We start from the raw sequence: 25308 nt of genomic DNA, 5'->3' as shown, positions 1-25308 counted from the left end.
TACCTCCGTTATTCAGAAGCTAGTTGAACAAGAAGCTCTGCCAGAATCTGCGTTGCTGCCGACAAGTGTTCGGGCTCGGACCATTCTTCGGGGGAGTGGCTGATGCCTTTTCGGCATGGAATGAAGATCATTCCTGCTGGAGCAACGTAGCTAAGCTGGCGTGCGTCATGACCCGCAGCTGAGAATACGGGCATGTGCGGGATTCCAAGAGCATCAGCACATGCAGCAATCTTGCTTTGAACGATAGCGTCGAAATGGACAGAGGGAGCATGCGTAATCTCCTTTACGATAGCATCGCATCGCCCTTTTTCTCGTTCGACGATCCGGTAAATAGCCGCATCGATCTCGTCGACCGCGTTGTCATCGACGTGCCTGATGTCAAGCGAGAACAGCACTTCTTGGGGCACCACCGATGGTGCGTTGGGCTTTACATTGACCATCCCTGCGGTGAACTTGAACCCGGGAATACGTGCCGCTTCACCGTCGATGGCGGTAAGAATCCTTGCCGTCGCCAGCATAGCGTCACGACGAACTTCCCGTTCAGCCGTGCCTGCATGTGCGGGCTCTCCAAGAATTGTCACTCGGTAACGCCGCGTACCTTGGATTCCAGTCACGATGCCGATCGGAACGCCGGCCTCTTCCAACCGCGTCGCCTGCTCGATATGTGGCTCGACATAGCTCGCGATAGGCCAGCCCATGTCACGCAAAGCAACACGGTCGTCTGCCGCAAGGACGAGATCTCGCGCAGCCGCAAAGCTTATGCCTGCGGCATCCTTGATGCCTTCCGCCTGACTGATCGATAGTTTGTTCGTGAAGACGCATGAGCCTGTCATGCCCGGCGCGAAACGGCTCGCTTCTTCATTGGTCCATGCGACCACCTCGATGGAACGGCGCATTTTCTTCCCAGACGAAACGATGGCATTTACGGCCTCAAGCCCGCTTATGACGCCGAAGGCGCCGTCAAATTTGCCGCCCGTCGGCTGGCTATCAATATGGGAACCAACAACGACCGGTGGGAGATCCGGCAAGGTGCCCTCAAGGCGGAGAAATAGATTGGCAGCGACATCCGTGAAGGGTGTAAGGCCCAGTTCGCGGCCCCAGCGAACAATTTGGCCGCGCGCAGCGATTTCTTCGTTGGTCAGGGTCTGCCTGTCAACCCCTCCGTCTGGACGCTTGCCGTATTCGGCAAGGATCATCAACCGCGACCAAAGTCGATCGCCATCGACGTAAGTATAGGTTTTTGCGCTCATTCCGTCTTCATGATCTGGGCACCGTTGGCCCGAGGATCACGCCTCTCCCATTTGCCAGCCTCGACCTGGGCTAGATATTCGGACACGATGCGATTGAAGAGATCCGGCTCCTCGAGATTGAGCGTGTGACCTGCCTTCGGAAAGACTGCCAGTCCGGCTCGGCTGATCGCCTTTTTCAAAAAGATTCCTGTTTGAAGGCAATGATCATCCTCGTCGCCGGTCATCACCAGAACCGGGACATCGAGTTTTTTGAACTCTCCCTCCAGATCGTACAGCGACGGGCGACGCATCTGCACGCCGCGCATCGTGTTGGCGGCGCCGTGGTCCGAATGCAGGCCGAGCCGCTGAGCAAAAAGCGCCCAGCCGCGAGGGTCCTTATTCTGGAACTGCACGCGTGAAGGGCCCGATGCATATACGGGCGCGAATTCTTTCGCGCCGAGCTTCTCGAACTTTTCAGCTACGCCTTCCGAGACGTTGCGAAAATAGTCCGCCCACTCCTTTTCGGCTCCGTAGCCGGTACCCGCTGCAACCGCAGACAGCACGCGATCGGGGCTGCGAAGCGCGGCATGCAGGACTGCGAAGCCTCCCATCGAAAGCCCGATCAGATGTGCCTTCTCAATCTTCGCCGCATCCATGACGTCGAAGATGTCGTCGACGGCGCGAGCCTGGGAATAGCGGCTAACATTCTCCGGAATATCGGAGGGCGCGAAGCCACGCGCAGCGAACGTCACACATCGGTAACGCCTGGAGAAATAGCCGATCTGAGGCTCCCAACTCCAGTAGTTACCCCCGAATTCGTGGACGAAGACAATGGCCTCACCACTGCCGAATTCCTCGAAGTACAGCTCAATTCCATCTGACGTTCGTGCGCGTGCCATGTTCGACCTCAAATGATCGAGCGCCGAGACGCGATGCCACCGTCAACGGTGAGGATCGTGCCGCTGGTGTAACCGGAGCGCTTCGAAGCCAGAAACACAATGAGGTCGACGACTTCGCTCATGTGGGCCGGACGACCGAGCGGATAGCGAGCCTCAAGCTCCTTGTAGCGGTCTTCCGAACCGAACATGCTAGCCGAACGCTTCTTGAGCATGTTGTAAATGCGGTCCGTATCAACCGGGCCTGGATTGACGCCAACGACGCGAATATTATCGTCAAGGCTGTGCCCGCCCATGGCTCTCGTGAAAGCCATCAGACTCGCGTTGCCGGTCGTTCCTGCAACGTACTGCGGGTCGAAGACTTCGCCGCCGTTGCCAATATTGTTGATGATAACGCCGCCGCCGTGAGCCTTCATCTTCGCATAGACCGCACGTGTCATGTTGATGTAGCCAAATACCTTCAGCTCCCAACCTTCGCGCCAGCGCTTTTCGTCGACATCCCAAAGGCTACCGCTCGGGATGACCCCGGCATTGTTGACCAGGACGTCGATGTCCCCGGCCGCCTGAAGGACTTCTTCAATGGCGCCTTCCTTCGTGAGGTCAAGTGCCTGCACGGTGACGCTGACTTTGTGGTCCTTAAGAATTTCCGCTTTGATAGCCTCAAGCTTGTCTCCGGACCTGGCAACGAGGTGCAGGTCACAGCCCTCTTCTGCAAGAGTTTTTGCAAGAGCTTCACCGATACCCTGGGATGCGCCGGTGATGAGGACTTTCTTACCAGTGAGAAACAGATCCATAATCGTTCTTCTTCTGCTGTAGGTTGATCTTAGAAATTCGAGGCGTCGATCTTCAGAGTTCGAGCTTCCTCGATGACGCGCGGAAGCAGATGTGCGAACTCTTCAACCCAGCCTGCCGGGACGCTGATGCTGACCTTGATGAATCGATCGCCGAACTTAGGCGTATGATAGGCGCCCTGACGGATCATGATGTTGTGGTTCTGATACGCGGCGACCAGCGCTTCTGGCGCGATGCCGAGCTTTTGGGTTTCGACGACGAGGAAGTTGCCGTTCGACGGGAAGACCGGCACGACCAGCCCATCGATCTTGTCGCAAGCCTCCTTCACGATCTTCTGGTTTTCCCGGGTGATGCGCAAAACCTCCGGGAACCATTGCTTCTTGATCGACAGGGCGGCCATTGCAGCCTGCTGGGAAACGATGTTGGATCCGAGGTTGTTTGGTGGCGAAGCCGTCAGAGTCTCAAGAAGGTCCGGGTTCGCGATAACGGCGCCGACGCGCAGTCCGGCAAGGCCAGACCATTTCGAGAAGCTGTAAATCGTCAGCGTCTTTTCCGGATATAGGGTTGCTGCCAGCGTGTGATCGAAGGCAAAGTCGCGGTAGGTGCAATCATGAATGAGATAGGCGCCTGCCCTGCGCACGACTTCGACGATGGCGGAAATTTCCTCCTTCGTGCATGCCGTGCCGAGCGGATTGTTCGGATCGACGAGATAGACGATCTTGGTTTTCGGCGTCATCACAGCGGCCAGCCGCTCGGCCGACAGACGGTAACCATATTCTTGGCCATAGATCGGGATCTGCTTGACCTCAGCGCCTTTCGATCGAGCGAACGCCATCGGCCAATTCCAAGTCGGGTCTGTCGTCACGAACTCGTCACCGAGCTGCAGAAGCGTGTGGCAAACGTGATAGAGGGCTTCGACGGCCCCGTCCGTTACCATTGCCGCCATGCCCTCAAGGCCCAAGTCGTCGATGATGCCGTGACGGAGCTTTTCGTAACCCACCGGCGGGGCGTAGATGTGGAAGCCTTCGTCCCGGATGCACTTTTCCATCGCCTCGAAAACGGCCGGGTGTGCCGGAACGTGATTGGTGTTCTGCCCCATCCACCGCAGGTCCGGATTAGCGACCAGGCGGTCAAAATGTGCGTTCCGACTTTCAAATCTCTTCATTCTGGGATCCCCCGTTCAATTTCCGATGAGCTCAGTTTGCACTCATGTAGACAAATGTCAATATTTTGTATTCATTTTTTCGATTTTTGAATACGAATGCTTTGGTTGCGAGTTTGGCACCCCGTCGGATCTGACCTGGGAAAGGACGATTTGTTTTTGATCGACAGGCGGAATCGCGACGAGGCGCCTGACTAGGCCTTGACGTAGTTATGTCCATCTGCAGCCGGTGCCCGGGCACGGCCAACCAGGCCAGCTACCACGACGATCGTCGCAATATACGGTGCCATTGCGAGGAAATCGGACGGAACAGGCGTCTGAAGAATGATAAGCTTTTGTTGGAGCGTGTCGGCGAATCCGAAAACCATTGCAGCCGCCAGGACCCCCATCGGATGCCAGCGCCCAAAGATCATCGCCGCAAGGCCGATAAACCCCCGGCCCGCGGTCATATTCGCGTCGAATTGTCCCACTGCGCCGAGGGTGAACCAGGCGCCGCCAAATCCCGCGACCATCCCGCCGAGAACGACATGCACCGTTCGCGTTCGCAAGACGTCGATACCAAGCGTGTCGGCCGCGCGAGGATACTCGCCTACCGACCGGGCGCGAAGTCCGAAACGGGTATGGAAAAGGTAGTAGGTGGCGCTGGCCAGCATGACCAAGGCGGCGTAGACGAAGATATTTTGCGAAAAGATGATCGGTCCGATCAGTGGGATTTGGCTCAAGAAGGGAATATCGATCGCACGGAAAATCGATGCATGGTTGAGATCTGGATTGCGAACCAGAACCTGACTTGCGGCATAGCTGGTAAGCCCCAAGACAAGCATATTGATAATGACGCCGGCGATTATGTGGTCGAGCAAGAACTTTACAGTCAGTACTGCGAGCAGCAGCCCTATCAGACCACCAACGAATGTTGCCGCCAGAAGCCCGCCATAGCCTCCAACCAGAGATCCGACCACCGCACCCGTGAATGCCCCGGCGAGCATCATTCCCTCGATTCCGATGTTCACGATGCCAACCCGCTCGCAGAGCACACCGGCCAAGCCTCCGAAGGCAATAGGAACTGCACGAACCACGGTGGCCTGAAGGAGGCCGACAAGCGATAACGATTTGTCGGCAGTTGCCCATGTCAAGAACGCCGTCACTGCGAGAGCAAGAGCAATGCCAAGCAGGAGGTTCGCTCGGTGAGATCCTACTCTGACAAGCAGGTTGAAACCGAAAACTGCGATCACGGCGGAGACGACGAAGACATATGGAGCGGCCGGAACCTTCAGGCTTCCAATCTTCCATACGGCTCTGGGCGGATCGAGGTTGAACGTGGCTGTTCCGCTAAGGTGATACCCTAGTACTACAGTTGTAAATGGGAGCAAATCATGATTCTCTTCAAGGAGTTTTTTGAAGGGGCTGCGGCATGTCTGTTTCGGAATGGTCGGGTTCGGGGATTTCCTGGGAAGGGGAACTGTCGGTGCTGAAGGCGCGTCTTGGCGTGGTGTTCCGACGTTCTGAGGCGCGGGAGGGCTGCGGGGCATTTATCGACGGGCTTTTATCGGGGATTGAGCGCAAGACGGGCTGGCTTCTTTCCGAGCAGGCCGGCCTTGGGCGCCCGTGGCGAATCCAGGCCCTGCTGGGGCGCTCGCAATGGGATGCGGACCGGTTGCGTGACATCGTTTGCGATTACGCCATGGAGGCGCTCGGCGATCGATCGGGCGTGCTGGTGGTGGACGAAACCGGTTTTTGAAGAAAGGCACCCATTCGGTCGGGGTGGCGCGGCAATATTCGGGCACCGCCGGCCGGATCGAGAGCTGCCAGATCGGCGTGTTTGTCGCCTATGCCAGCCGCTTTGGCCAGACGCTGATCGACCGACGGCTCTATCTGCCGGAGGCGTGGGCGAAAGACCAGGCGCGGCGCAAGGCGGCCGGGATTCCACAGGAGACGGAATTCTTGACCAAGCCAGCAATGGCGCGCGCCATGCTGGCACAGGCGCTTGATCGCGGCGTGCCGTGCGCCTGGGTTCTGGCCGATGCGGCCTATGGCGGCGATTACCAGACGCGCCGCATGCTCGAGGAGCGCCGACAGCCTTATGTGCTTGCGGTGCGCTCCAACCATACCTTGCGAATGCTGACCGATCAGGGGCTGCTGCAGACGGACCCGAAAGAGATGGCCGAGGAACTGCCCGTTGCGGCCTGGACTGCTTGTCCTGCCGGCGAAGGCGCCAAAGGATTGCGTCTCTACGACTGGGCCCGGATTGCGCTGCCTTATGTCGTCGAGGAAGGCTATGCCCGCTATGTCCTCATCCGCAAAAGCCGAACGGATCCGCGCGCCCTCAGCTACTATCTGGTTTTTGCACCCGCCGAGGCTACGCTTGCGGAACTGGCCGGCGCGGCAGGATTGCGCTGGACGATCGAGGAATGCTTCCAGCGCGCCAAGGACGATCTCGGCCTTGACCATTGCGAGGCGCGCTCCTGGCATGGCTGGCATCGCCACATGACGCTCGTCATGGCGGCCGCGGCCTTCCTCGCCAAGCTCGGCGCCGATCTACGCCGTTCGGCCTGCGGCAAACCGAACGAAACGAGTCCAAATCCGAAAATCGCTGCCTGACGCGCAAGATCAGGCTCATCCCCACCGTCGCCGAAATCCGCACGCTCATCGCTCGGCTGATCATGCGAAAGCCCGCAAAGCGGGGATTCATTCTCGCCTGGTCTCTCTGGCGACGAAACCATCAGGCGCAGGCCATGCTCGCCCACTATAGAAAACGAGGTCATTTACAACTGTAGTACTAGAGTAAACGTGATGGCGACAGCCATGAATATCAGGAGCAATCCAATCAGTCGATTGCGCCGAACGAGTGCCGAATCCAGGGGGGCTTTCAGTTCGACCTTAGCATCTCGAGCTATTGACGACATTTCAGACCTCCTTGGCCGAAGAAAAAATGAATGGATAGAGGCGCTTGATGAGGACTGGAGCTGCAATGCAGAGCAGCACGACCGCTTGAATCACGGTCACCAAATCGATGCTAACTCCAGCGACAACACCCATGTAGCGGCCGCCGGCCGTTAGGGCGCCAAATAAAATTCCCGAAAATACGACGCCAACCGGGTGGAGACGAGCAAGCAGGGCAACTGCGATCGCCTCAAATCCCAAACCGGCGGTGAAGTCAGGCGTGGCGCGGCCGAGCACGCCAAGGGTGAGGCTGGCGCCAGCCAATCCAGCAATGCCACCGGAGAGCACCATGGAGAGGATAATCGTCCTTGCCGGGTTCATTCCCGCGACGCGGCCGGCCCGGGGACTCACTCCCATGACACGGATCTCGAAGCCAAGCTTGGTTCGCCATAGTAAAAATCCGACCGCAAGGGCAACCAACAGCGCGAGCAGAATGCCGAAATTGACGCGAAGCGACGGATCAAGCCATGCGAGGATCGGAGGTAGCGCGGCAGAGTCCAGGACGGACTTTGAAATGGGGTCGGCACGCTCCGGGTTTTGGACGGGAGGATGGCGAAGGAGAAACTCGACCAAGCGCAACGCAAGGAAGTTTAGCATGATCGTCGTAATGACTTCATGCGCACCACTCGCAACTTTCATCCATCCTGCAAATCCAGCCCATATCCCTCCTGCGACAAACGCGAAGGCAAGCGCCAGCGGAAGATGAATGACGAGTGGCAATCCTGGAAGGCTAAAGCCGGCGATGAGACCGGCCATGCCGCCGACAAGAAGTTGTCCCTCAAGCCCGATATTGAAAAGCCCTGCCTTTGCTCCGACGATAAATGCCGCTCCGGCGATTATAAGCGGCGTCGCTGCGACCAAGGTCTCCGACAGCGACTGCGGAGATCCAAAGGCACCCTCGAGGAGGGCAAGCAGAGCTCTGCCGGCATCGACGATTGACACGCCTGAAGCAAGCATAATTGCGGTAGCGACGATAAGCGCCGTAAAAAGTGCTGCGACGATTAAGAGAATGGATCCGAGCGCGCCACTTGTCCGTTGAGTTCGCGAAGACATCGTTGCTTCAGCACTCATGGGCGCATCTCCTTGTGCGCGGGCGCAATCCCCGCCATTGCCAGGCCAATCATCTCGCGATTGTCGGGACGACCTTCGAATTCGGCGACAATGCGCCCTTGGAAAAGCACGAGCACGCGGTCGGAGAGAGCCAGAACCTCGTCGAGCTCGGTGGAAACAAGCAGTACCCCGATACCCTGGTCACGGGCCTCGACAATCCGCTTGTGAATGTACTCGATTGAGCCCACATCGACGCCGCGCGTCGGCTGCGCCGCAATGAGTGCCTTGATAGGGCGGCTCATCTCCCGCGCGATTACGACTTTCTGTTGATTTCCGCCCGACAGCGACGACACAGGTAGTTCAACGTCCTTTGTGCGAACATCGAACTGCCGAACTAGGTCCTGGGCCGTATCTTTGATCGTTGGCCAATCAACTTGCCCCGCTTTGGAGAACCGCCGCTCGTAGTAGCTGTTCAGGGCAGAGTTTTCGACAATCGACATTGAAAGTGCGAGACCGCAATGCGTCCTGTCTTCCGGAATGTGCGCAAGACCTAGCTCATGACGCCCACGTGCGCTGAAGTTTTCTGCATAGCGGTCGTTTATCCACACACTGCCGCTTGCCGCCGGCAATAGACCCGCGGCGACGTCGATCAACTCGGTTTGACCATTCCCATGGACGCCCGCGATCCCGACAACTTCCCCCGCCCTCACCTTTAGATTGATGTCGGACAGGCAGGTCTTCGAGGTTTCATCGACAGTAAACACGTCGCGCAGCTCGAGAACAGGCTGCCCTGTCCTGGCAGCTTGACGTTCGACCTGCAGCGTGACCGGACGACCGACCATCATGTTGGCAAGCGATTGGGGAGAGCTTTGCGCGGGGTCAGCCTGCGCTATCACGCGTCCATGGCGGAGAACGGTGATCTTATCAGCGATTTCCATCACCTCGTTGAGCTTGTGAGTAATGAGAAGGATCGCTTTGCCGGCCGCGCGAAGACCGCGAACGATATTGAAAAAGCCTTCCACCTCCTGCGGAGTGAGCACAGCAGTCGGCTCGTCGAAAATCATCACGTCTGCCGCGCGGTAGAGGACCTTGGCGATTTCCACGCGCTGCTGCGCGCCAACTGGAAGATCCTCGATCTTGGCATCGGGATCCACACCGAGGCCGAACTGCGTGCTGATCTCCTGTACCCGTCGCCTGGCGGCTTTAAGATCCAGACGGTCGCCAGCCCTTGTCGGCTCCTGACCAAGAATTATGTTTTCAGCCACAGTAAAAGCGGGGATCAGCATGAAGTGCTGGTGAACCATACCAATCCCGGCATTGATCGCGTCCTTCGGACTTGCGAATGTTACCGGCTTTTCGTCAACGAAAATCTGTCCTCCGTCGGCGGGAGAGAGACCGTAGATGACGTTCATCAGAGTCGTTTTGCCGGCGCCGTTCTCCCCGAGGAGGCAATGTACCTCCCCGGGTTTGACGGAGAACGAGATATCTTCGTTGGCTACGAAGCTGCCGTAGCGCTTCGTGATTTTGTCGAGCGTGATAATCATGAGTTTCGCGATACGGTTGGAAAGGAAAATCCCTCCCACATGATCGTCCCTATTTGACGCTGAGCTTCCCGGACACGATTTGCGCTCTCACTTCTGCGAGTTCGGTCTTCAGATCGTCGGGAATTTGACTTTCCATGTCATGGAACGGGGCGATATCAACGCCGCCATTGGCGAGCGTACCGAGCTGCTCTCCGCCGGCAAACTTGCCGTCCTTTGCATCCTTGAGGACTTCGAAGGTGGTGTTGTCCATCCGCTTCATAATCGACGTCAGATAGACGCGGCCGAGCTTCTGGTTCGTAAGATACATGTCAGCATCCACTCCGAGAATTTTCAGCTTGTCGGGACCAAGTTCGTCGGCGAGTGCCGCACTGCCAAGGCCTACCGTTCCAGCAACCGGAAGGATGATATCCGCCCCTTCATCGTAGAGATTCTGCGCAAAGGTGCGACCGTCGTCGAGGGATCTGAAGTTATTGACGAACAACCCCTGCTTCTTGTCTGGATCCCATCCGAGAACGTTCACGGAGGCTTTTTTGACCGCGTTGTAGTAGCGAATGCCGCGAACGTAGCCGTCCATGAAAATTGTTACCGGCGGAATATTCATGCCGCCGAAAACGCCGATCGTACCGGTCTTGGTCATCCCTGCCGAGAGGTATCCGGCCAGGAACGCCGCCTCATCGGTCGCAAAGGTCTGACTGCGGACGTTCGACAGTTGCGGCGTGTAGGCGTAATCGACAATCGAGAATTTCTGGCCAGGGTTTGCTTTGGCGAATTTCTCCGTGGCCTTTCCCCACAAAAAGCCGACCGTCACAATGACATCGCACTTGCCACCAAGCACGGATGTCATGTTGGGTTCAAAGTCCACCTCGGACGGCGACTCGACGACCTTGGCGCCGATCCCAAGCTCCTTTTCGGCGCGCTGCATCCCGTGCCACGCCGTCTCATTGAAACTACGATCGTCGACGCCACCGGTATCGGTGAGTTCGCATGCGGATATTTTGTTCTCGGCGAAAGCCGGACCGGAAAGAAGGCCGGCAGCAAGAAGCGCGCCGACGAAAGGTTTATAGATGTACATTTTAACTCCCTGCTCGAGCCGTCCGACCGCTGTCAGCGGGCCTCCAATCAGCTCATTATCCAATATCTACTATAATGTATTCAAAAATGCAATTCATATATTCATTCTTTGGTAAAAACGCGAACGCATCAGCCGTCAAAAAGACCAGGCGCCCAATCCTTACTCGACAAAAGGGGCCGGGTATTTCAATCCCCCGGATAAGCCACAAAATGGATGCAAATTATTTATTTCAGTATACTGGACTCGCGCTTTCCGTTCCGATACTTGGATGTCCACCGATGTGAACATCAGAAGCCCGTGGCCTGGTGTTGATGTGCTTTGCGGCAAGAAGCACTCGGTCTAGCAGACCCGCATCATCTTAGACAAAGAGCGCCCGAGCACAGGCGGTCGAATGACGACGCGCGCATCGTAAAAGGACGCTCATGCCAAGATGAGAGCATGTCAGCATGTCCAGCCAGGGAGCCTCGGAGTGAATGTGTTCGCCGTCCGAGGGTCGAAGCAGACACGAACCAAAGTCGAGTGGTGAAGTCCTTCGGGAAAAACCAAATGAAAAAGTGCAATGGAGAGATTTCATGTCACGCGCGATACTTTGCATCCTGGACAGTGTCGGAATTGGTGGCGCCCCCGACGCCGCAGCTTACGGCAGCCTCGGTGCCGATACGGTGGGTCACATCGCGCGCAACGCAGCAAATGGCAAAGCCGATGCAGAGGGTGTGCGGTCCGGCCGCCTCAGACTGCCGCACCTTAATGCGCTTGGCCTCGGCGCGGCAGCCCTGCTTTCGACGGGAGAACTGCCAATCGGCTTTTCGCCTGAGCCTATTGTTGGATTCTATGCTGTCGGCCGTGAGCAATCGAAAGGAAAGGATACTCCTTCTGGACATTGGGAAATCGCTGGTGTTCCGGCAATGGAAGAATGGGGCTATTTTCCTCAAACAATCCCGGCCTTCTCACGCGAGTTTTTGGAAGACATATGTGCAAGGGCGAAGATCAAGGGCACTCTTGCCAACGTCCATGCATCAGGTACGGCGGTGATAGAACAGTATGGCGCGCAGAGCGTACAATCTGGGTTGCCGATATTTTATACCTCAGCCGATAGTGTGCTCCAGATTGCCGCGCATGAGGAAGCGTTTGGACTGCAACAGTTGTATGAGGTGTGCGCAGCTGCCTTCCAGGTCACAGCGCCGATGCGCATTGGCCGCGTGATTGCAAGGCCCTTCATCGGAAACGAAAGAGACGGGTTCAAGCGAACCGGCAATCGCCGTGACTTCGCAATCAAGCCCCCAGAGCCGACCATCCTCGACCGCGTAAAGAACAGTGGCTCGAAGGTTTTCGCGGTCGGTAAAATCTCCGACATATTCGCAGGGTGCGGCGTAACAAATGTTCTGAAGGCATCTGGCAACACACGCCTTATGGATCGAACTCTCGAGGCTCTGGCGGATGCGCAAAGCGGAGATCTTATTGTGACGAATTTTGTCGACTTCGACCAGGAGTTCGGCCACCGCCGCGACGTTATAGGCTATGCGAAAGCGCTGGAGGATTTCGACGCTGCTCTACCTACCTTGCTTGAGCGACTCAAGCCCGACGATCTCCTGATTATAACCGCCGATCATGGAAACGATCCGACCTGGGTCGGGAGCGATCACACGCGAGAGCAGGTTCCAATCTTGTGCTACTCGCAACGGATAAAGCCAGGCACCGGAGGCGTCCGAGACAGTTTCGCGGATATCGCCGAAAGCATTGCCAGTTGGCTGGAGCTTCCACCTGGCAATCACGGGAGAAGCTTCCTTCCGTGTTGATGGAACGCGGGCAAAGGGCAGCCCATCCTCAATCGGAAGCTTCATAATCGGATTAAATAGGTTCGCCAGCTCCGTTCCATGCCGGTCCGCTTCGCAGCGGAGCGCTAAGCAATCCTGTTTAGGAGGCTCATGGGCCAAACCGACCTCTTGGACATCCGACCCGAGTCCACGCGCATCATAAATATACCACTTTCGATATTTTCGGATACAGATTATTATAGCTAGGATACGCACTTAGAGTATCTGTACGATAAAAAGTACTTTCCGCCTACAAATCTGCCTTGACGTTTCGCGCTGATCTTGTCACGTTAAAATAAAAATACAAAATGCATAAAATCGTATCCAGAGGACGGAACAATGAAACAACTAAAGATGATATCCGCATTTGCCGTCGCCGCGATCACCCTCGCTGGCGCCGTTTCTCCCGCCGCTGCTGAAGAAGCGGTGTCGGTTCGCCTGCGCTGGGTCGCGCAGGCCCAGTTCGCCGGCATCTATGTCGCCTTGGACAAAGGTTTCTATAAGGACGCCGGGCTCGACGTGAAGATCAATCCCGGCGGTCCGAACGTCAACGCCGAAACCATGGTCGCCTCCGGTGCCGATACCTTTGCGATCACTGGCATGACTGATGCCATTCTCTTCGCCCGAGAGAAGGACCTTCCAATCGTCACGATCGGCATGACCCTGGCTACCTCACCCTATGCTTTCGTCGCCCAGGAAGACGCCGGCATCAACTCGGTCAAGGATTTTGCCGGCAAAACCATGTCGGCATGGTTCACGGGATCGCAGTATCAGCTATACACCGCGCTGACGAATGCAGGTATCGATCCATCGAAAGAGACAGTCGTATCGCAACCTTTCTCCATGCAGCCTTTTATTGATGGAAAGTACGACATCTCCACGGTTACAACCTACAACGAGCTTCTGTCTCTTCAGGAGCAAAATATTCCGGTGAAGGTATTTCGTGCCGACGAAAATGGAGTGCGTGGTCAAGACGGCGCCATCATCGCTTCCGAGGAGACGATCAAGGAAAAACCTGAAATCGTGCAGGCTTTCCTCAACGCCACACTCAAGGGCTGGAAAGACGCGATCGAGCATCAGGACGACGCCGTGAACATCATTTTGAAACATGGGACCGCGTTGAACAGAGAACACCAGGTCCGAATGATGGCGGAATACGCAAAGCTGGCAACAGCTGGAGATACGAAGACGAAAGGCATCGGTTACGTGGATCTTGATGCCGCAAAAGCAGTCAATGAGAGCCTGGTGCGATTTAAAGCTCTCAAAGCCCCGCAGGATGTGTCGGCAGCATTCACAAATCGGTTCTGGGACCAGGTTCCGGCGGAGGACAAGCGCCTATGAACGCTTTCGTAAAAGAGGTCCAGCCGACCCCACACCTTAAGCTTGTCAATCTTGGTAAGCGATTTGGCCCCGTCGTGGCGGTCAAAGGCGTTGAACTCTCCCTAGAGCGGGGAGAGTTCATAACATTGATCGGTCCGTCGGGAAGTGGCAAGTCCACCCTGTTCAACATGATTGCCGGCCTCCTCGCGCCGGATGCAGATGGATCGATCGTGATTGACGGCCGCACCCAGGGTCATGGCGAGTTGCTCGGGAAAGTCTCGTTCATGCCCCAGCGTGACCTGCTTCTCCCTTGGCGAACAGTGCTCGACAATGCGATTGTCGCGCTTGAAATCGAAGGCGTCAAAAGGAGAGAGGCGCGCGAACGGGCAAGGGCACTCTTTCCTGAATTCGGGCTTGCTGGCTTTGAGGACAAGTACCCCCACGAACTCTCTGGAGGTATGCGGCAGAGAGTGGCCCTGATGCGGACCTTTCTGTTCGAGCGCGACCTCATTCTGCTCGACGAGCCATTCGGCGCGCTCGACGCACTCACTCGATCCATGATGCAGCTGTGGCTGCTCGATATCTGGGCGCGGCACAAGCGAACCGTGCTGTTCATCACGCACGACATCGATGAGGCGGTCCTGCTGGGAGACAAAGTCGCCGTCATGTCGACTCGTCCCGGCTCGATCAAATACAGCGAGACGATCAATCTGCCCCGGCCGCGAGACGCCACATTGGCCACCACGAGCGAGTTTGGCGAAATCAAGAGACGCCTCTTGGAGGTCGTCGAGGAGGAAAGCCGGAAGACGTTTGATACGGAGCGGTCATGACAGCAGGATCTCTCACGAAATCGGCGATCTTTCCGATTGCCCTCATCCTTGTCTGGTGGTTCATCGTACCACTCGCCTCGGTACCGGATCGATACTTGCCGGGGCTCGGCGCCGTTGTGGGCAATGCCATGATGGCAATGCCCGAGCTCGTCGCAGCAATCGGGCGGACCGGTCTCGAAGCTCTTCTCGGTTTTGGGCTGGCGGCGGGTGCTGGTGTAATCTGGGGAACCTTATTTGCGAAAGTCGGATTGCTTGAGCGAGCCGTTCTACCGCTGTTTGTCGCACTTCAGACGATTCCGGTCGTCGCGTTTGGCGCAATCGTGGTCATCTGGTTCGGGAATACTCTGCTTGCGAAGGTGTTCATTTCTTTCTTCCTCGCTTTTTTTCCTATCTCGGTGAACACCCTTCAGGGATTGAAGGCCGTTAACGCGCAGCGCATTGACTTATTTCGCAGTTTCGGAGCGTCAAGCTGTAAGACCTACCGTTCAGTGGAACTGCCCGCGGCCCTTCCGAATATTGCCGTTGGCCTGAAAACAGGCGTCTCGCTTGCCCTCGTTGGCGCAATCGTCGGCGAGTGGTTTGGAGACACGACAGGGCTCGGCGTCATGCTTCTCCAAGCCCTCTATTTCGAAGACGTCCTTCGAACTTGGGTATTGATCATAACGACCGGTCTCGTCGGTGGTACCTTTTACGGTCTCATCGCCTTGTTTGAGAGAAACTTTATCTGGTGGAGGAGCGAGTGATGCGCAAAGCTGCTTCCCTTTTACCCGCAGCCGGGACACTGCTCGTCGCGCTCGCGGCTTGGCAGCTCACTGTCATTGCCTTCGACATTCAGCCATTCGTTCTTCCGTCTCCGCTAAGTATAGCTGGATTTGTGGGTTCGCAGGCTTCGGAATTGCTTGGCGACCTGACCATCACAATCGGAGAGACCCTGGCGGGCTTCGCTATCGGATCGGCGATCGGGATAGGATCCGCTATAGTGTTTGTCCTGGCCCCGCCGTTCCAGCGCGCCGTCATGCCACTTGCAGTCATGATCAATATGGTGCCAACGGTCGCCTTCGTACCGCTCGCCCTTATTTGGTTTGGAGTGGGGGTCAGCTCGAAAATAGCGATCGCGGCACTGAGCGTCAGCTTTCCGGTGCTCGTCAATACCTTGGCGGGTCTGAACAGTCCTTTGCCCGCACACATCGATCTCTACCGCAGTTTCGGGGCTAGGTCGCTTTCGGTTCTGGCACGCCTGCGGTTCCCCGCGTCACTCCCTTCAGTTGCGACGGGACTAAAAGTCGGCTTCGCGCGAAGCACGGTGGTCGTCATCGTAACGGAGATGTTGGGCGCCTATTCCGGAATCGGTCAGACGATCTACCGTGCAACCTCGCAGATTGATTCCATCACGGTCTGGTCGGCGGTTGTATTATCTTCGGTGGCAAGTCTTATTCTGTATGGCATTCTGGCGGGCTTGCTTAAGAGGTTCATTTGGTGGGATTAAGCTACTCGAGACTTTCATCGAGCAAGCGGAAATCAGACCGATGGTTTTAAAAGAAAGTATTCGATCGCCAAAAGGCGTTAGCGAAAGCGAGAACCGTCAAAAGGTGAGCCGATCAGACGAACTGCGCGAAGCTCTAGAGGAGATGATAATCACCGGTCGGCTTCCACCCGGTGCTCGCATCGATGAGGGCGCACTGGTCGAGCAGTTTCAGGTTTCGCGCACACCAATGCGCGAAGCCATCAAAGCACTTATTGCCACGGGGATGCTTGAGATGCGTCCTAGGCAGGGCGTATCAGTCGCGGCCATTTCAATTCCAAAATTGATGGAAATGTTCGAAACGATGGCTAACCTGGAGGGTATGTGTGCCAAATACGCTGCAAGGCGTGCAACTCCAGATGAAATCGCACGGCTGCTGGAGATTCAGAAGCGTCTTGAAGAGGAACTCGACTCCAACAATCCCGATCGCTTCTACGAGATCAATGCGGAGTTCCATGAACTTCTCTATGATGCCTCGCATACAGAGTTTATTGCCGACCAGACGAGAATGCTGCGCCGCCGCGTCTCGGTGTATCGCAGGCACGTGACCTACCTTCCGGGCCGCATGGCAGCCACGATCGGCGAGCACGGAAAAATCATCGATGCAATAACGGCTAAGGACCCTTTGGCTGCTTCGACAGCTGCGATTGACCATCTCAATCTTCTTGGGGACGATATGGTTGATTTCATAGCCCGGCTTACGAGAACAATGGACGTTTACTAGAAGGTGCTACGGACGCGCCATGCCGGCCGTATACTCGGCTGGACTTCGACGCGTGGGAAACCTGGTCAACGGGCTTCGCTACTGCCGAGCAGTGCTATTTTAGCCTGACAGCCGTGTCTCAGTGCACGAAGAGGCAATGACGGTTCAAATGATTTGGTCCGCTTCCTGGAATTCGTACCCGGATGATTTTGCCTGCCTTAGCAAGGGACAACAACTCCCACCGGTGCATGAATCCACGCGCGCAATGACCGCAGGCGCCTTCAATCGCCCTCTTCGGCCTGGCAGATAGCTCTAAAACCGAGAGCTGACTTGTCACGACATTATCCCCAGCAAGAAATCTCGCTAAGTCGCGCTATCTGAAGCGTTGGCACCGCAAAGCTCCGGTTCTCCGCGCGCAGCGGGTTAAACCAGCAGCTCTCGATACCAAATTGGTTTGCCCCAAGAATGTCCGCATCCAGTCGGTCACCGACCATTATTGCTTCTTTCTTATTGAAACTTCGGAAGTTGTTTGCCGCGTATTCAAAGAACCGAATGTCCGGTTTGGCAAAGCCGCACGTCTCCGATGTCGCGACGAAGCTGAGCCACTGGGAAAGACCGGAGCTTTCGATGCGCTTCACTTGGACCGCCTCAATCCCGTTGGTGATGATTCCGACCTCGCCTATTCCTGCTAACAACTCGCAGATTTCGGCCGCGCTCTCCACCAGCACAACAGTTTCCGGCAGGAACTGCAGATAGCGTGCGCTTGCGGTGTCCGGATCCGCGTCGATACCGTGCTGCACGAAAACCCGCCGAAAGCGCTCGACTTTCAAGGTTTCCTTTCGGACCATTCCCTTCTCGAACGCCAACCAGAGCAGCGTGTTTTCCCTCTGATAGTCGGCGAACAACGCTTCGTCTTCATCACCAATCCCCAAGCTTGACAAAGCGCGGCTAAAGGATAGCCGCTCGGAGGCTTTGAAATCGAGCAGCGTGTCATCGAGGTCGAAGAGAAAGCGGCGGTATTTCATTTTCAATCCAAAAAGGAGCGGTGCATTCGTCACTCTCGATGGAGGATAAGCATCCGACGATTGGGGGCGAATATAGCGGAATGTATCCAAATCTGCAAAATTAGAATGCATTGAGTTGGCAACCGCATAATCGCGAGCCGCTTAGCGGATCGATATTACCGAAAATCCATAATGAGAAGTCGAATGACGATCGCGCGGTAAAAAGGGCTCACTTGTTGCAGGATATTTGCATTAGGTGTCGCAAAGATCCCCAGTTGGCTAGCGAAGCTCGCCCGTGGCCTGTTTGAACGCCGCCCTTCACGGTCAGCAAGGCCTGAGAAATCGCCCGAAAGATCGAAGAGTTGCTGAGCGCTGAGGTGGGACCATCTCGCCTTCTCTCTGGATCCGTGCTTTATCGCATGATGCTTAACTCCAGCATGACGCACCGGCGCCGCTCGACCAGAATCGGCCAAACGAGCACATTGGCGGGCCCGGCCACGTCCTCGATCGTTAGGAACATGACGCGCCTCGCCAATCCGGCAATTCGCCGCCGCAAAACCAAGGCCGCCACCCGAGACGTCGTCAGACCGGTCAAAACATGTGGGAGATAGAAGTGAGTATCGGAACCAGCAGCAAAACCGCAGCCCAGTTGGGGAACAGACTGGCAAGACGCCTCCGGTTTTTCTGATTGAATCCTAAGATACGATCGGCGCATGGTCAGAGCCGACGACGGACGGAAAGCCGAGGAGCCTTTCCGATATTTCGCAAGCATTTGCCATCGCATTAGCCACAGCGCCATCTCAGATTTCGATCAGAACGCTTTTTTGCCGGCGGTTCGACTTATAGGCCTCTTTCCCGAGGTCTTTGCCGATACCGGACGCTTTAAAGCCCCCGGTCGGAAGGATGTGGTCGCGTGATCGCCCGTAGCGATTGACCCACACCGTGCCTGCTTCCACGCGTTTGACCGCCCGCATTGCCTGCGACAAATCCTTGGTGAAAACGCCAGCCGCAAGCCCGTAGGTCGGATGATCGCTGAGTTCGAATGCCTCCTCCTCGGCGCTGAAGGTCTGGGCGGTAATGACCGGACCGAAGATCTCTTCAACAAGCGCGGGAGAGTTTTTTTCCACTCTGCTCAGAATCGTCGGCTGATAAAAATAGCCTTGCCGGTCCATACGTTTCCCGCCAATGACCGCTTCTGCGCCTTGCGAAACCGCCGCGTCCACAATGGTTTCAACCCTTGCAATCTGACGCTCGGAGATCACTGGAGAATAGTCGCTAGTTGCGTCCCATGTCGGACCTGCCTGGTAGGAGGACATGGCTACCGAGAGAAGATCGAGAAATTCGTCCGAAACCTGCCGGTCGACAATCAGCCTTGTGCCGGCGACGCAAGTCTGGCCGGCGTTGAGCAAGATGCTTCGGGCAACGCAGCGGGCCGCGACCTTCAAGTCGGCGGAAGAAAAGACGATCTGGGGGCTCTTGCCTCCGAGCTCGAGCGTCATCGGTTTGATTTGCGTCGATGCGATTGTTTTCATGATCGCCCCGCCGGCGGCGGTCGATCCGGTAAAGCTCACTTTGGCGATGTCGGGATGCGCGATGAGGCTGGTCCCGGTAGTGTGTCCATCGCCCAGCACAACGTTAACCAAGCCTGCCGGAATTCCGGCTCTGACAGCGAGTTGGGCGATGTAGAGCGTGGAGAAGGGCGTCAGTTCCGAAGGTTTGAGGACGATGGCGTTTCCTGCAGCAAGCGCGGGGCCCATTTTCCACCCCGCCATCGACAATGGCACGTTCCAGGGCGTGATGGCTCCGATGACGCCGTAGGGTTCGCTCAGGCTCATTCCAAGATGGTTTCCATCGGTCGGGATGACGTCCCCGCCCTCCTTGTCGGCCATTTCAGCAAAGAAGCGTATCTGTTCGGCAGTCACCGCAACGTCGATCGAGATCGACTGGGAGATCGGGCGAGCAGATGAAACGGATTCCAGCTGACCAAGCTTCTCGCCTTCGGCAATGATGAGGTCGGCCCAGCAGTGGAGCGCTTCCGTTCGTTCCCGCGGCCGGCAGGTGCCCCAACCGCTGGATTTAAGAGCGGACTTGGCGGTCAGGATCGCCCGATCCACCATTTCGGCACTAGCGATTGGACACGATGCATATTTCACCGCATCCGAGGGACGTTGGAGTTCAATCTCGGGATCGTCCTGAACGAGCCTATCGCCGATCCAATGGCCAAGCGACAATTCGATGAGATCTGGATTGAAGGAGCTGACCATAGCGTATCCACCGTTGTGCAAGTTGTTCAACAGCACGATCACGAAGCGCGCCGTTGAGCTGGGGGACGCGGGGAGGAATGCCCTCCCCGCGAATGTGTCAAGCTTCTTTAACGCGCCGGCTGCCTGCGTTTTCCGGCTTGCGCGTTGCCGCCGTGACGACCACCAGGGTGATCACGTTGAGCGCCAAGGCAACGATACCGACGTTAAGGTCCAGCAGCGGCGTCGGCAGGAAGGGGAAGAGGGCGCCGACTGTGCTTTTGGTCAGCGATACCCAGGCAACCGTGGCCTCACCGACAACAATGCTGGCGAAGGCGGCAGGCCGCGTGACAGGGTTGTTGCGCCTCAGGCTCATCAGCAGGACCGGGAAGAGCTGCGTGACGAAGGCGTAGGCCATCAGAAGCAACGAGACGATCGTCTCACCTCCACCCAAGGTGAAGTACACCGCAACTAGCATGACGCAAGGTGCCATGACTTTTGCGACCAAGCCGACCTGCGCATCGCTGGCCCCACCCCTCAGTGGGCGATAGATGTTGTTCGCCACCAACGTAGACGTCGTCAGGAGGATCATCGAACCTGGCACGACGGCGGTCAGAACGCCCGCTGCGCCGATGACGCCAACGAACCACGGATCAAAGGTCTGAAGTGAGATCTTGAACAGCGCGAGATCGATTTCGCTCCCCGGCAGACCGGGGACCTGCACGACAGCGGCAAAGCCGATGAACAGGATGAATAGCAGCATGAGCTGATAGATTGGCAACACATATGCATTCTTGCGCAGGGCATCCTCACGCTTGGCGGCGAAGGTTGCCGTGAACATGTGCGGCCACATATAGAAGCCCAGCGTCGACAACAGCACCGTCGAGGCATACCACGTCGTGCTCTGGCCGATCGGCGCAAGCGCCAGAAAACCTGGCTTTGCCTGATTCAGAGCCTCGAACATCGCTCCGATCCCGCCATAATAGTGGTAGGGCAGGTACAGGCCGAGGAACACGGCTACGAACATCACCAGGATGTCCTTGACGACGGCGGTCCACGCAGATCCGTGGATGCCCGATACAAAGACGTAAAGCGCAACGATGACGGCGCCGATCCAGATCCCTTGAGTGGACGAGATCGATGAATAGGACGCCACGTTGATGATAATTCCCAGGCCCTTTAGCTGCAGGACGAGATACGGGATAAGCGCCACGACCCCAACCACAGCGACAAGCACGCCAAGGGCCGGGCTCTCGTATTTCTTGGCGAAGAAGTCCGGCTGTGAAAGGAGCCCCTTCTCTTTCGCATAGCGCCAGATCGGCGGGAGCAGCCAGTAGGAGAGAATGAAGCACAGGCTGCCGTAGCCGAGCAGATAGAACGCTGCAGCACCCTTGCCATAGGCAAATCCACTGCCGCCGAGGAAGACGAAAGTCGTGAAAATCTCGCCTGCCATAAGCAGGAAGATAATAAGAGCGCCGAAGCCGCGTCCGCCGACGGACCACTGTTCAAAGCTCATATCCTTGCCGTGACGGGCTCGCAGACCAAGGCCCAATGCGACGATGAGGATACCGAAGATGAAGAAGAGAGCGCTGTTCACTTTTGTGCCCCTTCCATGTCGTTCTGGCCATGAGCGCCCGTCCTCTTGTCGACGAAATAAATACACGCCATTACGATCGACGTGAGAACGAGCATCAGGGAAAGCCAAGCCAGAAGGAACGGCATACCCAGGATGAACGGATCTATTCGGTTCAGGAAGAACGGCGCAACAAGTACGCCGAGTACCGGTATCAAAGCTAACGTGTGTATTGGTCGCATTTGTTCCATCCTCTTGTTAGACGACACAGAGCATCACTCTCCGCTCTTGCGGCGGAGTTCTTGGCTCGCCTTTCCGAAACTTCGTGAACTCGGATGGCAATTATTTTTCGGGTTGAACCGCTAGCGCTTCCCGCCAGAAATCAATCTCGCCTCCGGGTCCTGGCGCAGTCGCCACATGGCGACGCATCCGATCAGTGGGCCGATTGCTAGCATCATAAACGCGCCTGGCCATCCCAGAGCGCTCTGCACGACCGGCAGGATCTGGATGCTGACCAGGGTCAACAGAAACCCTGCGCAGGTTTGCGCAGTCAGCAAGGTACCGACGGAACTCGGCTCTGCGAGTTCCGCGATGGTTGCCGAAAACTGGGCGGAGTCCGCGATTACGCTCACGCCCCACAATATGACCACGGGCACTAGGACAATGAGCGGTGCGCCATAGAGCCAACCGACCAGAGCGGCACAGGTTCCGCTAGCGGCCATAGCGGCGATCGTCACGAACGTCCGCCCGTAGCGGTCGGCAAGTACACCTCCCAGCCACGATCCGATTGCACCGGAAGCAACAGCCGCAAAGGTCAACCAAGCCGCTTTCGCATTGGAAGATACGAGCCCTCGGTCAGCGAAGGACTGATGAAGGAATACCGTTAACCACGCCCACATTGCGTAGAGTTCCCACATATGTCCGAGGTATCCGAGGTTCGCCTTGCGGAGCGACGCGCGGCGCCAGCTTTGAGCGATTTTCGAGAAGTCCACCACCGTGGCTCGGCGTATGTTCGGTCCCAACTGGACGAAGCAGATCAGAATGGCCGCAAGAAATGCTGAACCAGACGCGACGAGGTAGATGTTTTGCCACTGCACCTCGACAGTCGCAGCCAGGAGATGTGGACTTGCCGAACCGAGGGTAAGCGCCCCAACCAGCAGCCCGATCAGAAGGCCGAGATCCCGGTTTGCCCAGGTCGCCGCCATGCGCATGCCGACGGGATAGACGCCAGCCATACATAACCCCGTAACCAAGCGTAGCAGGATCACGCTCATCCCAGTCGGCGAAATGACCACGAGGATCAATGTGGCCAGCGCTGCCGTGACAGCACATCCGGCGAACAGTCGGCGCGGATCGTATCGATCGGCGAGAGAAAACAGAGCGGAAACGATCGTTCCTACGACGAAGCCTATTTGAACGGCACTCGTAAGCAACGCCTCCTCGGCCGAGGTGATCGGCTGTTGCTGCTTTATGCTAGCAATCGCGGCGCTGGAAGAAAACCAGACGCTCATCGCCGACACCTGGGCCGCGAGGATCAGCGCCAAGGATCGCCATTTGCCATCGCTCAAATGGGTTCCAGGTAGGGCGGCATGCGAATGCAAACGATCCGATTTAAGCTGCTTGCCCATTTCTTCAGGCCCGGAAATCGGCAGGACGCGCGGCACTGACGCCAACGCGGTGGAAGTCTCGCCCGAAATAGATGAGCCCATCGCAACCGGGCTGATTTCGAACGGCCATCACTCGGCAGTAGAAAACGGTGTGCGTACCTACTTCCGAAACGGCATCGACACCACAATCGATAGCACAAACAGCCCCTTCGAGCACCGGAGCGCCCGTTTCAAGAACGCTCCATTTGGCGCAGGCGAGGCGCTCGCCGACCGACAGGCCCTTCGTAGCGAACTGCATCGCCACGTCGCGTTGATCGGCCGATAGAACGTTGACACAAAGATTTCCATTCTTCCGAATGATTTCGTTGTTGGCGCTCGAGCGATTTATGCAGACGAGGAGCGTCGGCGGCTCGTCCGTCACCGAGCAGACTGCGGAAACTGTGCATCCCGCAAGGCCCGCGGCCCCGTTCGAGGTGATGATATTAACTGCCGCGGCAAGACCTGCCATAGCGTCTCGGTAGTTGGACTTATCAACCATGTGAAATCCTCCATCTCACGAGTGAAGTCACTTGGCAGCCGCACCGCCGCGATACTTCGCGGCCGAATGCGTTGCTGGCAAACGGGCATGACCGAACAACTTTTCCCTGTAAGTGCCCTCGGCATACGACGTCTTATAGACACCCTTTTCCTGCAGCAGCGGGACCAAATAGGTGATCACGTCGTCGATGCTTTCCGGCGTGACCGTGCGCGACAGGTTGAATCCGGCAATGCCAGTTTCTTCGCTCCAGCCGATCAGCAGATCCGAGATTTCCTCGGCGGATCCGACCCACGGCGCCTGCCGGCTGCCGAGCACCATCTGTTCCAAGAGCTTGCGGCGCGTCCATTTGGGGCCGGCAGCCTTGTTCATGATCTCAACGTTGGAAACGATTGCCTGGCTCTTTCCGGTCTCGATGGGCTCGTCGAGGTCGTATTTCGCGAAATCGATGCCGAGGGAGGCCGCTGCATGTACGAGCGCCGCCTCTGAGCTGACATATCGGCGGTATTCCTCGAATTTCTCCTGAGCCTCAGCGGCCGTTTTGCCAATGATGAGAGTTGCGCCAAGGAATACCTTTATGTCTTCTGCGGATCGCCCCTTTGCTTCGGCACGGGCCTTGATGTCGGCGGTGATGCCTTTGACATCTTCCTTCTTCTGGCCATTGACGAAGACACACTCCGCATGGGTGGCGGCGAACTCCCGACCGCGGGTCGACGAACCTGCTTGATACAAAACCGGTGTGCGCTGAGGCGAGGGCGAGCAAAGATGCATCGCATCAACCTTGTACTGCGGACCTTCGTGGTGAATGACACGCACTTTGCTCGGGTCGGCAAAGACGGCATTGTCTTTGTCGACAATGACGGCATCGTCATCCCAGGAGCCTTCCCAAAGCTTGTAGACAAGCGACATGTATTCGTCGGCAAGATCATACCGGTCGTCATGGGCGGTTTGCCCCTGAAGGCCAATCGCTCGCGCGGCACTGTCCAGATACCCGGTTACAATGTTCCAGCCGATACGCCCGCCGGTCATATGGTCGAGCGTGGACATGCGACGGGCAAATAGGAACGGCTGCTCATAGGTCAGGTTGCAGGTGACACCGAAACCAAGGTTCTTGGTGACAGCTGCCATCGCAGGAATGACAACCGTCGGATCGTTGGCCGGGATTTGAACTGCGCCACGGACAGCAGCGTCTGGGCTGCCGCCATAAACGTCATACACACCAACGACGTCAGCGAAGAAAATGCCATCGAACAGGCCTTGTTCTAGCCTACGGGCATAAGCTGTCCAATATTGTAGATCGTTAATGCGGTAAGACTGATCGCGGGGATGAGTCCACATCCCCTGCTGAATATGACCCGGGCAAGACATATCGAAAGCGTTTAGATGTATCTGACGAGGCATGGAAGTTCCCTTGTTTTCGGGCCATTGGTCTATCTTGGTATCATATTCATATTAATATGATGGACAGATAGGCT

At 56.8% G+C, this 25308-nt stretch carries 23 protein-coding genes and 1 pseudogene; 8 read left to right on the top strand and 16 right to left on the bottom strand.

Annotated features, from left to right (window positions below; translation table 11 throughout):
• Positions 1 to 8 precede the first annotated feature (8 nt).
• From QA648_RS32470 to QA648_RS32450, 5 genes are all read right to left on the bottom strand, one after another.
• On the bottom strand, positions 9 to 1250 hold the full coding sequence (locus tag QA648_RS32470) for a hydantoinase/carbamoylase family amidase (protein ID WP_283054592.1): 1242 nt from the start codon (positions 1248 to 1250) through the stop codon (positions 9 to 11).
• The gene (locus QA648_RS32465; RefSeq protein ID WP_283054591.1) at positions 1247 to 2128 is read right to left on the bottom strand and encodes an alpha/beta hydrolase; all 882 of its coding nucleotides are present in this window, start codon (positions 2126 to 2128) and stop codon (positions 1247 to 1249) included. Before QA648_RS32465 ends, QA648_RS32470 begins: the two co-directional genes overlap by 4 nt.
• 8 nt (positions 2129 to 2136) lie before the next feature.
• The gene (locus QA648_RS32460) at positions 2137 to 2919 is read right to left on the bottom strand and encodes an SDR family oxidoreductase (protein ID WP_283054590.1); all 783 of its coding nucleotides are present in this window, start codon (positions 2917 to 2919) and stop codon (positions 2137 to 2139) included.
• Between the two features lie 29 nt (positions 2920 to 2948).
• Positions 2949 to 4082, bottom strand: coding sequence for a pyridoxal phosphate-dependent aminotransferase (locus QA648_RS32455; protein WP_283054589.1), 1134 nt, complete (start codon positions 4080 to 4082; stop codon positions 2949 to 2951).
• A gap of 191 nt (positions 4083 to 4273) precedes the next feature.
• Positions 4274 to 5608, bottom strand: coding sequence for an ABC transporter permease (locus QA648_RS32450; protein WP_283054588.1), 1335 nt, complete (start codon positions 5606 to 5608; stop codon positions 4274 to 4276).
• Here QA648_RS32450 and QA648_RS32445 point away from each other — a divergent pair.
• Together QA648_RS32445 and QA648_RS32440 are read left to right on the top strand one after the other, a co-directional pair.
• Entirely contained in the window at positions 5491 to 5817 is a 327-nt protein-coding gene (locus QA648_RS32445; protein ID WP_283052197.1) for a transposase, read from the top strand. The genes QA648_RS32450 and QA648_RS32445 overlap by 118 nt on opposite strands.
• Entirely contained in the window at positions 5814 to 6677 is an 864-nt protein-coding gene (locus QA648_RS32440) for an IS701 family transposase (RefSeq protein ID WP_283052195.1), read from the top strand. The genes QA648_RS32445 and QA648_RS32440 overlap by 4 nt, the downstream gene beginning before the upstream one ends.
• Before the next feature lie 306 nt (positions 6678 to 6983).
• On the opposite strand, the gene QA648_RS32435 is transcribed toward QA648_RS32440, so the two are convergent.
• The 3 genes from QA648_RS32435 to QA648_RS32425 all read right to left on the bottom strand — a co-directional run bounded on the left by QA648_RS32435 (position 6984) and on the right by QA648_RS32425 (position 10685).
• Positions 6984 to 7880: an ABC transporter permease gene (locus QA648_RS32435; protein WP_283054587.1), complete on the bottom strand. Its 897-nt coding sequence runs from the start codon at positions 7878 to 7880 to the stop codon at positions 6984 to 6986.
• Between the two features lie 206 nt (positions 7881 to 8086).
• The gene (locus QA648_RS32430; RefSeq protein ID WP_349254335.1) at positions 8087 to 9652 is read right to left on the bottom strand and encodes an ABC transporter ATP-binding protein; all 1566 of its coding nucleotides are present in this window, start codon (positions 9650 to 9652) and stop codon (positions 8087 to 8089) included.
• Between the two features lie 10 nt (positions 9653 to 9662).
• Positions 9663 to 10685, bottom strand: a complete 1023-nt coding sequence (locus QA648_RS32425) for a BMP family ABC transporter substrate-binding protein (protein WP_283054586.1) — start codon at positions 10683 to 10685, stop codon at positions 9663 to 9665.
• 572 nt (positions 10686 to 11257) lie between these two features.
• Here QA648_RS32425 and QA648_RS32420 point away from each other — a divergent pair.
• The 6 genes from QA648_RS32420 to QA648_RS32395 all read left to right on the top strand — a co-directional run bounded on the left by QA648_RS32420 (position 11258) and on the right by QA648_RS32395 (position 16895).
• A complete protein-coding gene (locus QA648_RS32420; protein ID WP_283054585.1) occupies positions 11258 to 12481 on the top strand; it encodes a phosphopentomutase in 1224 nt (407 codons plus the stop codon).
• Positions 12482 to 12925: 444 nt separating this feature from the next.
• Positions 12926 to 13840 carry an ABC transporter substrate-binding protein gene (locus QA648_RS32415; protein WP_283054584.1) on the top strand — a complete coding sequence of 305 codons (915 nt, stop codon included), beginning with the start codon at positions 12926 to 12928 and terminating at the stop codon, positions 13838 to 13840.
• Positions 13837 to 14649 (top strand): ABC transporter ATP-binding protein, encoded by an 813-nt coding sequence (locus QA648_RS32410; protein WP_283054583.1) that lies wholly within the window; start codon positions 13837 to 13839, stop codon positions 14647 to 14649. The genes QA648_RS32415 and QA648_RS32410 overlap by 4 nt, the downstream gene beginning before the upstream one ends.
• Positions 14650 to 14744: 95 nt before the next feature.
• A complete protein-coding gene (locus QA648_RS32405; protein ID WP_283054582.1) occupies positions 14745 to 15392 on the top strand; it encodes an ABC transporter permease in 648 nt (215 codons plus the stop codon).
• Entirely contained in the window at positions 15392 to 16135 is a 744-nt protein-coding gene (locus QA648_RS32400) for an ABC transporter permease (RefSeq protein ID WP_260305417.1), read from the top strand. The genes QA648_RS32405 and QA648_RS32400 overlap by 1 nt, the downstream gene beginning before the upstream one ends.
• A 40-nt stretch (positions 16136 to 16175) precedes the next feature.
• A complete protein-coding gene (locus tag QA648_RS32395) occupies positions 16176 to 16895 on the top strand; it encodes a GntR family transcriptional regulator (protein WP_283054581.1) in 720 nt (239 codons plus the stop codon).
• Positions 16896 to 17215: 320 nt separating this feature from the next.
• Here the strand turns inward: QA648_RS32395 and QA648_RS32390 are convergent, their stop codons facing one another.
• The 8 genes and pseudogenes from QA648_RS32390 to QA648_RS32355 all read right to left on the bottom strand — a co-directional run bounded on the left by QA648_RS32390 (position 17216) and on the right by QA648_RS32355 (position 25234).
• Positions 17216 to 17899, bottom strand: a complete 684-nt coding sequence (locus QA648_RS32390) for a YjjG family noncanonical pyrimidine nucleotidase (protein WP_283054580.1) — start codon at positions 17897 to 17899, stop codon at positions 17216 to 17218.
• A gap of 296 nt (positions 17900 to 18195) precedes the next feature.
• Positions 18196 to 18446, bottom strand: a pseudogene (locus tag QA648_RS32385) (hypothetical protein); the annotation flags it as partial.
• A gap of 232 nt (positions 18447 to 18678) precedes the next feature.
• Positions 18679 to 20142 (bottom strand): aldehyde dehydrogenase family protein, encoded by a 1464-nt coding sequence (locus QA648_RS32380; protein WP_283054579.1) that lies wholly within the window; start codon positions 20140 to 20142, stop codon positions 18679 to 18681.
• Between the two features lie 97 nt (positions 20143 to 20239).
• Positions 20240 to 21715 carry a sodium:solute symporter gene (locus QA648_RS32375; protein ID WP_283054578.1) on the bottom strand — a complete coding sequence of 492 codons (1476 nt, stop codon included), beginning with the start codon at positions 21713 to 21715 and terminating at the stop codon, positions 20240 to 20242.
• Positions 21712 to 21933, bottom strand: coding sequence for a DUF3311 domain-containing protein (locus QA648_RS32370; RefSeq protein ID WP_283054577.1), 222 nt, complete (start codon positions 21931 to 21933; stop codon positions 21712 to 21714). The genes QA648_RS32375 and QA648_RS32370 overlap by 4 nt, the downstream gene beginning before the upstream one ends.
• A gap of 120 nt (positions 21934 to 22053) precedes the next feature.
• The gene (locus tag QA648_RS32365; RefSeq protein ID WP_283054576.1) at positions 22054 to 23259 is read right to left on the bottom strand and encodes an MFS transporter; all 1206 of its coding nucleotides are present in this window, start codon (positions 23257 to 23259) and stop codon (positions 22054 to 22056) included.
• Positions 23260 to 23323: 64 nt separating this feature from the next.
• The gene (locus QA648_RS32360; RefSeq protein ID WP_283054575.1) at positions 23324 to 23836 is read right to left on the bottom strand and encodes a flavin reductase; all 513 of its coding nucleotides are present in this window, start codon (positions 23834 to 23836) and stop codon (positions 23324 to 23326) included.
• A 27-nt stretch (positions 23837 to 23863) separates the two neighbouring features.
• The gene (locus QA648_RS32355; protein WP_283054574.1) at positions 23864 to 25234 is read right to left on the bottom strand and encodes an LLM class flavin-dependent oxidoreductase; all 1371 of its coding nucleotides are present in this window, start codon (positions 25232 to 25234) and stop codon (positions 23864 to 23866) included.
• Positions 25235 to 25308: the final 74 nt, after the last annotated feature.

This window comes from Rhizobium sp. CB3171 (assembly GCF_029714265.1).
Lineage (GTDB): Bacteria > Pseudomonadota > Alphaproteobacteria > Rhizobiales > Rhizobiaceae > Rhizobium.
The sequence above is the reverse complement of the archived record's forward strand: the minus strand, read 5'-3'. Positions and strand labels throughout refer to the sequence as shown.

Bases quoted from the DNA above. Each gene is read 5' to 3' on its own strand.
- QA648_RS32390 (WP_283054580.1), bottom strand. From the start codon at position 17,899: ATGAAATACCGCCGCTTTCTCTTCGACCTCGATGACACGCTGCTCGAT.
- QA648_RS32355 (WP_283054574.1), bottom strand. From the start codon at position 25,234: ATGCCTCGTCAGATACATCTAAACGCTTTCGATATGTCTTGCCCGGGT.
- QA648_RS32455 (WP_283054589.1), bottom strand. From the start codon at position 4,082: ATGAAGAGATTTGAAAGTCGGAACGCACATTTTGACCGCCTGGTCGCT.
- QA648_RS32395 (WP_283054581.1), top strand. From the start codon at position 16,176: ATGGTTTTAAAAGAAAGTATTCGATCGCCAAAAGGCGTTAGCGAAAGC.
- QA648_RS32360 (WP_283054575.1), bottom strand. From the start codon at position 23,836: ATGGTTGATAAGTCCAACTACCGAGACGCTATGGCAGGTCTTGCCGCG.
- QA648_RS32370 (WP_283054577.1), bottom strand. From the start codon at position 21,933: ATGCGACCAATACACACGTTAGCTTTGATACCGGTACTCGGCGTACTT.
- QA648_RS32410 (WP_283054583.1), top strand. From the start codon at position 13,837: ATGAACGCTTTCGTAAAAGAGGTCCAGCCGACCCCACACCTTAAGCTT.
- QA648_RS32400 (WP_260305417.1), top strand. From the start codon at position 15,392: ATGCGCAAAGCTGCTTCCCTTTTACCCGCAGCCGGGACACTGCTCGTC.
- QA648_RS32445 (WP_283052197.1), top strand. From the start codon at position 5,491: ATGTCTGTTTCGGAATGGTCGGGTTCGGGGATTTCCTGGGAAGGGGAA.
- QA648_RS32420 (WP_283054585.1), top strand. From the start codon at position 11,258: ATGTCACGCGCGATACTTTGCATCCTGGACAGTGTCGGAATTGGTGGC.
- QA648_RS32470 (WP_283054592.1), bottom strand. From the start codon at position 1,250: ATGAGCGCAAAAACCTATACTTACGTCGATGGCGATCGACTTTGGTCG.
- QA648_RS32460 (WP_283054590.1), bottom strand. From the start codon at position 2,919: ATGGATCTGTTTCTCACTGGTAAGAAAGTCCTCATCACCGGCGCATCC.
- QA648_RS32465 (WP_283054591.1), bottom strand. From the start codon at position 2,128: ATGGCACGCGCACGAACGTCAGATGGAATTGAGCTGTACTTCGAGGAA.
- QA648_RS32450 (WP_283054588.1), bottom strand. From the start codon at position 5,608: ATGCCCCGCAGCCCTCCCGCGCCTCAGAACGTCGGAACACCACGCCAA.
- QA648_RS32380 (WP_283054579.1), bottom strand. From the start codon at position 20,142: ATGGTCAGCTCCTTCAATCCAGATCTCATCGAATTGTCGCTTGGCCAT.
- QA648_RS32425 (WP_283054586.1), bottom strand. From the start codon at position 10,685: ATGTACATCTATAAACCTTTCGTCGGCGCGCTTCTTGCTGCCGGCCTT.